We start from the raw sequence: 10712 nt of genomic DNA on the forward strand, positions 1-10712 counted from the left end.
AAATGTAAGATTAAGCGCTTTCAAAACTTCGCTTTTCGTAATATCATGGTCCAATCTCTGATCAATTAATTTAATGAAAAAACGTCGAATTTCAAATTCATCCCCTACTAATTCATAACCATGTTTACGAGAATATTTAAGTGCTAACCCTTGACTTTCAAGCAAATTTTTCACATGATTCAAATCGTGAATAATAGTGTTTTTACTAACTTGTAAATCAATCGCAAAATGATTAAGAGACATTGCATTTTCTTTGCTAAAAAGCATTAGCATTAAATAATATCGTCTCGTTTCAATACTAAAAATCATCTGTTGTGCATTTACACTTTGTTCATCTCTCTCTTCTTGTTTAAATAACGTCATGATTTCAGAACTTATAATAAAATTTCCTTGGCTTGTTCGTTCAACCTTTGGATAACCTTCTTGCTCTAGCCATAGATTGATTTTTTGAATACGGTAGCCTAATTGTCTTCTAGACAATCCAAATATTGATTCAAGTTCTTTACCATGAATTGTAGGATTCAATACAATTTCTCTTAGTATTTGTTGATTATCCACGTTCATGTCCGATCCTCCTTTGAGCATCTGAGCTCAATTTATCATCAATCATCACATCGATGTACACACATTGAACACATATTTTTAAAATCAATTTGTACATCATTGTGATTTATTGCCAATATTTTAATTATATCGGTATTTTTTTGTAATTTTAATCTTTTGAAATAAAGCAATTTAACTTTTTCCAAGACTATTAACGGTTCATAATTTGTTAGGCTATTTTCATTATTTAATGGGATTATACTAATGCAACACAAACTTTTTAAACAAGCAAAATAAAACCCCAAAACACATATAAAATGTGCCTCAAGGTTTAATTTGCAAACATTTTTAATTGACTATCAGTCGTATGTACGCAATTTTTCTTCCATTACGTTCCATACTTCTTCAACATTTACAGCTGTAGCAAAATAAGCATTTGCTTGTTTGCCAGTAACATTATTTAAGTCCACAGCCATTGTCCCGTATGTTAACGAACTTTGGTGTTCAATGTCGATATTGACATGTGTCATTGTAAAAAGCTCTGGTCGTAATAAATACAGAATCGTACACGCATCATGAATTGGACCGCCGTCCATATTAAAATGCGCTTTATACGTTGTCTTAAAGAATTCCAGTAGTTCTACAACGAACTGGGCTACAGGATTGTTAATACGTTCAAAACGTTTTATTACTTCATTAGTTGCTAATACTTGATGTGTTACATCAAGACCAAACACATGGATTGAAATCCCACTTTCAAAAACACGCTTCGCTGCTTCAGCATCTACCCAAATATTAAACTCTGCTGTGGGCGTCCAATTTCCAAAGGTACCACCGCCCATCAAAGTGATAGATTCAATATGCTCAGCGATACTTGGTTCACGAATCAATGCTGTTGCTATATTCGTAAGTGGTCCTGTTGCTACAATTGTGACTGGTATATCACTTGCCAACACTTTATTAATAATGACATCTGATGCTGACATTTCAATTGCTTGACGTGAAGGTGTTAAAGGTAGTTTCGGACCATCTAAGCCAGATTCTCCATGTATTTCAGACGCAAAGGCCGCCGGTTTAATTAATGGCCTAGCTGCACCTTTGGCTACTTCTATATCTGGACGTCCCATGATATCCAACACGTTCAGAGCATTGATAGTATTCTTTTCAACTGCTTGATTTCCTGCTACAGTCGTTACTGCCAATATCTCTAACGGACTATCATGTGCGCCTGCTAAAATAAGTGCTATCGCATCATCATGACCTGGGTCACAATCCATAATAATTTTTTTCTTCATTCAAATTTCCGCCTTTCTTAAGTTGTCATCGCAGTGTTTATGTAAATTTATTTATATTTGTTACGTATGATTGTCCTGAAAAGTTGCCATATTAATATACAAACTCGTGATTATATCGTGGCGATATTGTTTTCAATTGTATTTTTCTGTATCAAGTCATTTATATTATGGTTCATCAACACGCTTTTTTAAATTGTATATGTTAACATTCCAGGCTTTTCAAAATTAACTTTCACAACAATATAAATGTTGATTTATATGATTGTTACATGATTCAAACAATTTTTATGAAAAATATTTTCATACACAGAATATACATTGATATTAAATTTCTCAAAAGCTATATTGAGATTAATTAGGAGGGATGTTAATGAAATCTTTATTTGAAAAAGCACAGCAGTTTGGCAAATCATTTATGCTACCTATCGCAATCTTGCCAGCTGCAGGTCTATTGTTGGGTATCGGTGGTGCGTTAAGTAATCCTAACACCGTGAAAGCGTACCCTATCTTAGATATTACCTTATTACAAAATATTTTTACATTAATGTCAGCTGCAGGAAGTATCGTCTTTCAAAATTTACCCGTCATCTTTGCGATTGGTGTAGCAATTGGCTTATCTAGAAGTGATAAAGGTACTGCTGGCTTAGCTGCACTACTTGGATTTTTAATTATGAATGCGACGATGAATGGTCTATTAACAATTACAGGAACATTAGCGAAAGATCAACTCGCACAAAGTGGACAAGGCATGGTTCTCGGCATACAAACTGTTGAAACAGGTGTTTTCGGTGGGATTATTACAGGTATAATGACTGCACTACTTCATAATAAATATCATAAAGTGACCTTACCACCTTATTTAGGCTTTTTTGGTGGTTCTCGATTTGTCCCTATTGTCACTGCCTTTGCTGCAATTTTTTTAGGCGTCTTCATGTTCTTTATTTGGCCTACCATTCAAGCAGGTATTTATCATGTTGGTGGTTTCGTAACAAAAACAGGTGCCCTTGGTACATTTGTTTATGGTTTTATTTTAAGGTTGTTAGGTCCACTTGGTTTACACCATATTTTTTACTTACCTTTTTGGCAGACAGCGCTTGGTGGTACCTTAGAAGTGAAAGGTCATTTGGTTCAAGGTACACAGAATATATTTTTCGCGCAACTTGGTGATCCAGATGTGACCAAATATTATTCAGGTGTTTCTAGATTTATGTCAGGTCGATTTATTACAATGATGTTTGGCTTATGCGGCGCTGCACTTGCTATTTATCATACTGCTAAGCCTGAAAATAAAAAGGTGGTTGGTGGTTTAATGCTATCTGCTGCACTAACATCATTTTTAACAGGTATTACTGAACCTTTGGAATTTAGTTTCCTATTTGTCGCACCTATTCTTTATGTAATCCATGCCTTCTTTGATGGTTTAGCATTTATGTTGGCAGACATTTTTAATATTACAATTGGCCAAACCTTCAGTGGAGGCTTTATCGATTTCTTACTCTTTGGTGTGCTACAAGGTAATGGTAAAACAAACTACCTATATGTCATACCTATTGGCATTGTGTGGTTCTGCTTGTACTACATCGTCTTCCGCTTCTTAATTACGAAATTTAATTTCAAAACACCCGGTCGAGAAGATAAAGAATTGCAACAGCAAGTTGAGGCTACCGAAAGAGCAGAAACTATTGTAGCTGGTTTAGGTGGAAAGGATAATATCGAAATCGTTGATTGCTGTGCTACAAGATTACGTGTCACACTCCAACATAACGAATATGTTAATAAAGAAATGCTAGAAAGTACTGGTGCCAAAGGTGTCATTCAACAAGGTAACGGCGTTCAAATCATCTACGGTCCTCATGTAACAGTTATTAAAAATGAAATTGAAGAATTACTCGGAGATTAATCATAAAAATGAACATAAATAAGAGCAGCGATTCATAAATTCCATGCATACGGTGAAAATTAGTGTCGTTGCTTTTATTACCTTATATATTACAAATAATATACTAATAGGACTATCATTTGACTTTAAGTTTCTGTATTATATCGAACTGATGTAAGCATTTTTTCACATGTTTGATTTTTGTTTTGAAAATAAAATAAGGGCTATCTGATTATCTTGTTATCAAATAGCCCTTTATACAATTTTTTGGGTAAAGTTTTACAATTTTTGGAATGGTATGGTTTTTAAATCAAAGTTATTTTAGTTCTTCGGCTTCAGCCATTATATCTTTTAATGTTTTAGCTGAATGCGCAAATTTGCTACGTTCTTCGTCGTTTAATGGGATTTCAACGACATTACGAATACCATTTCTATTGATGACTGCTGGAACACCAATATAAACATCTTCTTCTTCGTATTCGCCTTGTAATAATGCTGATACAGTCAAAACGGCATCTTCATTTCTGAAAATCGCTTCAGTAATTCTAGCTAATCCCATTGCAACACCATAATAAGTGGCACCTTTAGCTTGAATAATGTCATATGCTGCATCACGTGTTTGAACAAAAATTTGTTCAATTTGCTCTTTGCCCTCAGGACGTTGTTCAAGTAATTCCTTTAAAGGTTGACCTGCAATATTAGCGTGTGACCATACTGGTAATTCAGTGTCACCATGTTCACCAATAATTTGAGCATCGACGCTACGTGGCGCAACATCGAACGCTTCGCTTAACAATAATCTAAAGCGTGCAGAGTCTAAAATTGTACCAGAACCTATAACACGTTCTTTAGGTAAACCAGAGAATTTCCATGTTGCATACGCTAAAATATCAACAGGATTTGTAGCTACCAAGAAAATACCATCAAATTTTGATGCCATTACTTCACCAACAATTGATTTGAATATTTTCAAGTTTTTAGATACTAAGTCTAAACGTGTTTCTCCAGGTTTTTGTGCAGCACCAGCACAGATGACAACTAAATCTGCATCATGACAATCACTGTACTCGCCAGCTTTCACACGAACTGTTGTTGGAGAATATGGTGTGGCATGTTTTAAATCCATAACATCTCCTCGAACTTTTTCAGTGTCTAAATCAATAATGACTAATTCATCAACAATGCTTTGGTTTACTAATGAAAATGCATAGCTTGAACCTACTGCACCATTACCTATTAATACAACTTTATTCCCTTTAAATTTGTTCATTACAAAAACTCCCTTATGATTAGTTCACTAAAACACCTCCTACAATAGAAAGCATTTTAGTTAATTACTGCTTAATGATGATACAAAAGCAAATAAACATCTCTTTTATTTTCAACGCAAAACTTAAAAGGTCATGTGTTATCCACTTTTAAGTTTGTGATTTATTTCACATATAAAATGTAACATGCATTAAGTGCTGGGTCAATATTTAATTGTGATTTATTTCACATTTTAATTTGATTTTTACACCTTTTTAATTTGTATACGATTACATCTCAGGTGACTTTAGCTCGCGTACTTCGTCAGCGATGATTTATATATTCACTTTTTTATTGGCATGTTTAGTTCTTTTATGAAAACAACAACGTTTTTTGAATTAGTAAAATAAATGCGTGCAAATCGTTGAAGTCAAACAGACAATTGCACGCAATACTTATTGATAAGTATTTTACAAATTAAAAATGTCATACAATTATCAAATTTGCAATTTTATTTATATTTTCTCAAACCAATTAATTGATTGTCGAAATTATTAGTAGAATAATTGAATTAGACAGATTAAAGGAGGAGTATCATGCTTACAGAACAAGAGAAAGACATTATCAAACAAACGGTTCCTTTACTTAAAGAGAAAGGTACTGAAATTACATCAATCTTTTATCCAAAAATGTTTAAAGCTCATCCTGAGCTTTTAAACATGTTTAATCAAACGAACCAAAAAAGAGGCATGCAATCTTCAGCATTAGCACAAGCAGTAATGGCTGCAGCTGTTAACATCGATAATTTAAGTGTTATTAAACCAGTCATTATGCCAGTTGCATATAAACACTGCGCACTACAAGTTTATGCTGAGCATTATCCAATTGTGGGGGAAAATTTATTAAAAGCAATTCAAGATGTTACTGGATTAGAAGAAAATGATCCTGTCATTCAAGCTTGGGCAAAAGCATACGGTGTTATAGCGGATGTGTTTATCCAAATTGAAAAAGAAATTTATGATCAGATGATGTGGATTGGTTTCAAACCGTTCAAAATTACTAACATTAAACAAGAATCTGAAGACATTAAATCATTTACAGTTGAAACTAAAGAATATGACTTTAGTGAATTTACACCAGGACAATACATCACAGTTGATGTTTCTAGTGATAAACTTCCATATAGAGCTAAGCGTCACTATTCTATCGTATCAGGTGATAAAAACCATTTAACTTTTGGCGTTAAACGTGATGTCACAACAGAACATGAAGGTGAAGTTTCAACAATTTTACACGATGAGATTAAAGAAGGCGATATGATTAATCTAGCTGCGCCTGTAGGTGGATTCGTATTAGAGAATACGACTGAACCACAACTTTTCTTAGGTTCAGGTATTGGTGTCACACCTTTAGTAGCTATGTATGAAGCTTCCTCTGCCAAAGGTTTAGATACACAAATGGTTCAAGTTGCTGAAAATGAACAACACTTACCTTTCAAAGATAACTTTGACAGTATCGTAAATCATCATGACAACGCTAAATTATATACCCACTTAAAAGATGAACAAGGTTATATTGGTGCTGAAGAATTAAAAGCATTTTTAGAGAATAAACCTGAAATTTATATCTGTGGTGGTACAAAATTCTTAAAATCTATGATTGAAGCACTTAAGTCTTTAAATTACGATTTGAATCGCGTCCATTACGAAACATTCATTCCTAGACTAAGTGTTGCAGTCTAATTAAGGAAAGGAGTTTAGTGTCGATATGAAACTTAACCAACGGTACGTTAAAGTATTTGCATTATATTTCTCAAGTATTGTTGCTGCAAATATCGTCGTTAAAAATAACAATTTAATTAAAACATTGGTGCAAACAATTACTGGCTATACTGTCTTCGCAATTGGCTTAAAGTATTTAACCAAACGTAAAAATAAATAACACGTATGTAAAACAGCTGTGACTTTACTTTGTCGTGGCTGTTTTTTCAATTTAAGGGTATTAGGATGAAAGAATGCGCTTTGAATATCATAAGAAAGGAGTTCACAAGATGACCATAGATATCGGACGAATTTACAATCATAAAGAACGGACCGACGCTATTCGTATCCTAGTCGATAGAGTCTGGCCAAGAGGTATGTCGAAAAGTACTGCGAATCTTGATTATTGGTTAAAAGACGTCGCCCCCTCTACTGAATTAAGAAAGTGGTTCCATCATGACCCTAAACTTTTTGGAGCTTTTAAAGAAAAATACGAAAAAGAATTACGTGATAATAGTGTTCAAAAAGCTGCTTTTAAAGAATTAAAAGGTCTCGTCGAAAAACATAATCATGTTCTATTGTTATATGCTGCCAAAGATACTGAACATAACCAAGCTGTGATACTAAAACAACTGCTGAAAAATCAAAAATAAGTATGTGTCATGAATAAACATATACACTGTCAAATTCATTTCTATATTCACTTTTTTTAAATATAACTACGAATATTAATTTTATTTTTAAAAATACTAAACTCAAGCAATATTTTACTTTAACCAAACAAAGTTTTAAAATATTAATTATTGGGTTTTACTTAGTAATTAGAAAGAGAGTGTTAATGAAATGAAGTTTAAAAGACTAGCAACTATATTTTCAGCAGTATTAGTGTTATCAGGATGTGGCTCTACGCAGTCATCTGGCAAAGACTTAAATATTTCGTTACCGTTAAAAACAAAGTCTATTGCACCTTATGAAACAGATGTACCAGTTAAGATTGGTGCTGCAGAATCATTATTTAAAACTAATGATCAAGGAAAAATAGAAAAAGTATTAGTGAAATCGTATCATCAACCAAATAATACAACGTTAGATTTAGAGTTAAAAGATAATATTAAATTTCAAAACGGTCAAAAATTGACTGCAGAAAAAGTCAAATCTAGCCTTGAAAATAGCATGAAAAAAAGTGACTTGGTTAAATACTCATTACCAATATCATCAATTACCGCTAAAGGTCAAAAACTGACAATTAAAACGAAATCAGCTTATCCTGAACTTATATCAGAATTAGCGAATCCATTTATGGCAATTTATGACACGGATGCTAAATCAGATGTGAATCAAACACCTGTTGGTACAGGACCATATGAAATAAAAGATTATAAGCAGTCACAAAAAATATCATTAACAAAATTTAAAGACTATTGGCAAGGTAAACCTAAATTAGATCATATAACTGTAACGTATCAAGAAGATGGTAATAATCGTGTCAGAAATTTAGAATCTAAAAAAGCCGATTTAATTACCGATGTACCCGTTAATAAAGTAGAAGATATTACGAGTAATAAGCATTTGAAAGTATCGAAAAAGTCTGGCTTTAGAACTTCTTTACTTATGTATAATCATACAAATAAGAAAATGACTAAGTCCGTCCGCGAGGCACTAGACAATGTCATTGATAGACAAGGTATTGCAGACCATATTTATCAAGGTTATGCGAAACCTGCAACAAGTCCATTTAATGATAAAATCCCTTACATTAAGGAGCCTAAATTGACCAAGCAAAATATTGATAAAGCTAAGGGTTTATTAGCCAAAGAAGGTTATACGAAAAATCATCCATTAAAAATTAAATTAATTACGTATGACGGTCGTCCAGAATTGTCTAAAATTACGCAAGTACTACAATCAGATGCTAAAAAGGCGAATATTGAAATCGATATTAAAAGTGTCGATGACATTGAAGGTTACTTAAAAGACCGTTCTGCATGGGATGCAACGATGTATAGTTTCGGAACGATTCCTCGTGGAGATACAGGCTATTTCTTTAATCAAGCATATAAAAAAGATGGCGCTATTAATAAAGGAAACTATGATAATAATAAAGTCGATGATTTAATTAATCAGTTGAATCATACAGTTAATGTTGATGAACGTCACAATATTTCTAATGACATTATCAAATTATCTAGCCAAGATATGCCAAATAGTTACATCGCCTATAACGATCAAATTGTCGCTGCAAATTCTAACGTTAAAAATTATAAAGTTACACCTGAAGGCATTTATTTAATTGATTATCAAACAACGATTGAGCGATAGGGGTCTTAAGCGTCCCATCTCAATCTTAAAAACCACGCCGTAGTCAACCAATGTGATTATGGCGTGGTTTAATTTATTTAAATGATTACATTAATTTCTGTGTCATGAATTTCAATAAAAATGATTATTACATGCTTTCCGTTAATCATGTTCATTTTACATAAAACTAATTGTCACTATTTGTTTAACGTGAAACACATTTTTAAACTTCCAAAAAATATTCCAATCCCACTCGTATAAAGACAAATTATAAAAATAGCTTATGTCACAAACATATGAGCAACATAAGCTTTAATTATTATTCTTGTATTTTATTCTGTTGATCTTTAAATTCTTTTTGCAGTAAATTAACTTGTTTTAAACCTGCACCCATTAAAATAAATACAAGTATCCACACAACAACGATTAAAATAAATATTTTCAACGTATCACTGCCAAGTATAGTTAAAGATGTATCCCAAATACCATGTAACCCAACAGCTGATAAAAAGAATATTAAAAATCGTTTATCGAAAATATCTTTGAATTCAAATCCGTGTTGTTCTTTCGCAATAACTATTGCAGCACCGACTATAGCTGACCAAACTAAATGACCACCAATCGCAGTCCATGCACGTGTGAAGACAATATCTAATAACGGTACATTTTCACCTAGAGCAAAATTTAAAATATAACCTGCCGATTCAAAAACTGCAAACCCAGCACCAATGGAAGCACCGATTAATAATCCATTCAAAATTTTATTCGTTTTCAATTTATTCACAAAATAAACAATAATAAGTGCTTTACCTGTTTCTTCAACTAATCCTACTAAAAATGCATCAAAAAATGTTAACGAACCAAATCTTTCGAATTGATCACTAAAAACGACAAATCTATATAATACCATCGTACTTAATAATGAAAATACGCCACCAATAAAGAACATGATAATAACTTCAAAAATGCTAATATTTTTAAACGCATTTGATTCATAAAAGAAGAACAAACCCGATAACGGTACTGTTAAAGCACCGATAAAAATGAGACCCGGAATCGCGTTAGTGTTATTAAAAACCGCTGCCATGACCCACAATGCAATAAACGTTACTGTGAAAGCGATGAATACTCGAGAAAAGAGCCATGGCTTCCCCCATTCTTCTGATATATCACAAATTGCTGGCGTTGTTTTAGCAGTACCCGCTATAAATATTTCATCAGCTTCGTTTTTAGTATGTGGCTTAAATACTTCTGAAAACATATCTTTTAAATTAAGATTTAAGCTTTCATCATTACCAGCTAGTCTACCGATTGATTTGGTTGCATTATCAAATAAACTTCTTGCTTCGTTTTTTAAATCTGTATTTTGCGCTGTTTCATGTGATTTGGCTTCCATTTGTTTATCAATAGATTCATTATGTATGTTAGACGTCTTAGTTGATTGTATACTTGCTGATGACATCCCCTCTTCTCTTGCATTAGTCGCAACTTTTTGTGTTGTCTCTTCTTTTTCTGTATTTCTTCGATGATTAAGACCTTCCATAGACTTACCTACTCTCATTCTTCATAATAAAACTATTTTAATTTAATATTGATGGATTTTCCATATTTTAATATAAATACTTTGTTCGATTGAGCACTTTTGTATTACACTTTCGAAAATATAAACCTTTTTTACTTTTTATGTTC

General features: G+C 32.7%; 9 protein-coding genes. 5 read left to right on the forward strand and 4 right to left on the reverse strand.

The annotated features are described in order from the left end of the window. Both CD116_RS13930 and CD116_RS07950 read right to left on the reverse strand, forming a co-directional pair. Positions 1 to 564: helix-turn-helix domain-containing protein (locus CD116_RS13930; protein ID WP_240625111.1), on the reverse strand; the 564-nt coding region annotated here is incomplete at its 3' end. Positions 565 to 902: 338 nt separating this feature from the next. Beyond that, positions 903 to 1838, reverse strand: coding sequence for a nucleoside hydrolase (locus CD116_RS07950; protein ID WP_047529202.1), 936 nt, complete (start codon positions 1836 to 1838; stop codon positions 903 to 905). 370 nt (positions 1839 to 2208) lie between these two features. On the opposite strand from CD116_RS07950, the gene ptsG reads away from it, so the two are divergent. Continuing rightward, the gene (ptsG, locus tag CD116_RS07955; protein WP_047548812.1) at positions 2209 to 3738 is read left to right on the forward strand and encodes a glucose-specific PTS transporter subunit IIBC; all 1530 of its coding nucleotides are present in this window, start codon (positions 2209 to 2211) and stop codon (positions 3736 to 3738) included. 295 nt (positions 3739 to 4033) lie between these two features. On the opposite strand, the gene CD116_RS07960 is transcribed toward ptsG, so the two are convergent. After that, entirely contained in the window at positions 4034 to 4987 is a 954-nt protein-coding gene (locus CD116_RS07960) for an L-lactate dehydrogenase (RefSeq protein WP_047548814.1), read from the reverse strand. 574 nt (positions 4988 to 5561) lie between these two features. Between CD116_RS07960 and CD116_RS07965 the strand changes: the two genes are divergently transcribed. From CD116_RS07965 to nikA, 4 genes are all read left to right on the forward strand, one after another. Continuing rightward, positions 5562 to 6707, forward strand: a complete 1146-nt coding sequence (locus tag CD116_RS07965) for a globin domain-containing protein (protein ID WP_047548816.1) — start codon at positions 5562 to 5564, stop codon at positions 6705 to 6707. Positions 6708 to 6732: 25 nt separating this feature from the next. Then, positions 6733 to 6906, forward strand: coding sequence for a hypothetical protein (locus tag CD116_RS07970; RefSeq protein ID WP_047424126.1), 174 nt, complete (start codon positions 6733 to 6735; stop codon positions 6904 to 6906). A 109-nt stretch (positions 6907 to 7015) separates the two neighbouring features. Further along, positions 7016 to 7378 (forward strand): DUF488 domain-containing protein, encoded by a 363-nt coding sequence (locus CD116_RS07975; protein WP_047529195.1) that lies wholly within the window; start codon positions 7016 to 7018, stop codon positions 7376 to 7378. A gap of 190 nt (positions 7379 to 7568) precedes the next feature. Next, a complete protein-coding gene (gene nikA, locus CD116_RS07980; protein WP_047548818.1) occupies positions 7569 to 9044 on the forward strand; it encodes a nickel ABC transporter substrate-binding protein in 1476 nt (491 codons plus the stop codon). Positions 9045 to 9342: 298 nt separating this feature from the next. Here nikA and CD116_RS07985 read toward each other — a convergent pair whose 3' ends face one another. Beyond that, entirely contained in the window at positions 9343 to 10485 is a 1143-nt protein-coding gene (locus CD116_RS07985; RefSeq protein ID WP_078101683.1) for a PrsW family intramembrane metalloprotease, read from the reverse strand. Positions 10486 to 10712: the final 227 nt, after the last annotated feature.

The sequence above is a fragment of the Staphylococcus schweitzeri genome (assembly GCF_002902405.1).
GTDB lineage: Bacteria > Bacillota > Bacilli > Staphylococcales > Staphylococcaceae > Staphylococcus > Staphylococcus schweitzeri.

What these genes read in the sequence shown, in the direction of transcription:
- CD116_RS07950 (WP_047529202.1), bottom strand. Translation starts at nt 1,838, where the DNA reads ATGAAGAAAAAAATTATTATGGATTGTGACCCAGGTCATGATGATGCG.
- ptsG (WP_047548812.1), top strand. Translation starts at nt 2,209, where the DNA reads ATGAAATCTTTATTTGAAAAAGCACAGCAGTTTGGCAAATCATTTATG.
- CD116_RS07960 (WP_047548814.1), bottom strand. Translation starts at nt 4,987, where the DNA reads ATGAACAAATTTAAAGGGAATAAAGTTGTATTAATAGGTAATGGTGCA.
- CD116_RS07965 (WP_047548816.1), top strand. Translation starts at nt 5,562, where the DNA reads ATGCTTACAGAACAAGAGAAAGACATTATCAAACAAACGGTTCCTTTA.
- CD116_RS07970 (WP_047424126.1), top strand. Translation starts at nt 6,733, where the DNA reads ATGAAACTTAACCAACGGTACGTTAAAGTATTTGCATTATATTTCTCA.
- CD116_RS07975 (WP_047529195.1), top strand. Translation starts at nt 7,016, where the DNA reads ATGACCATAGATATCGGACGAATTTACAATCATAAAGAACGGACCGAC.
- nikA (WP_047548818.1), top strand. Translation starts at nt 7,569, where the DNA reads ATGAAGTTTAAAAGACTAGCAACTATATTTTCAGCAGTATTAGTGTTA.
- CD116_RS07985 (WP_078101683.1), bottom strand. Translation starts at nt 10,485, where the DNA reads ATGTCATCAGCAAGTATACAATCAACTAAGACGTCTAACATACATAAT.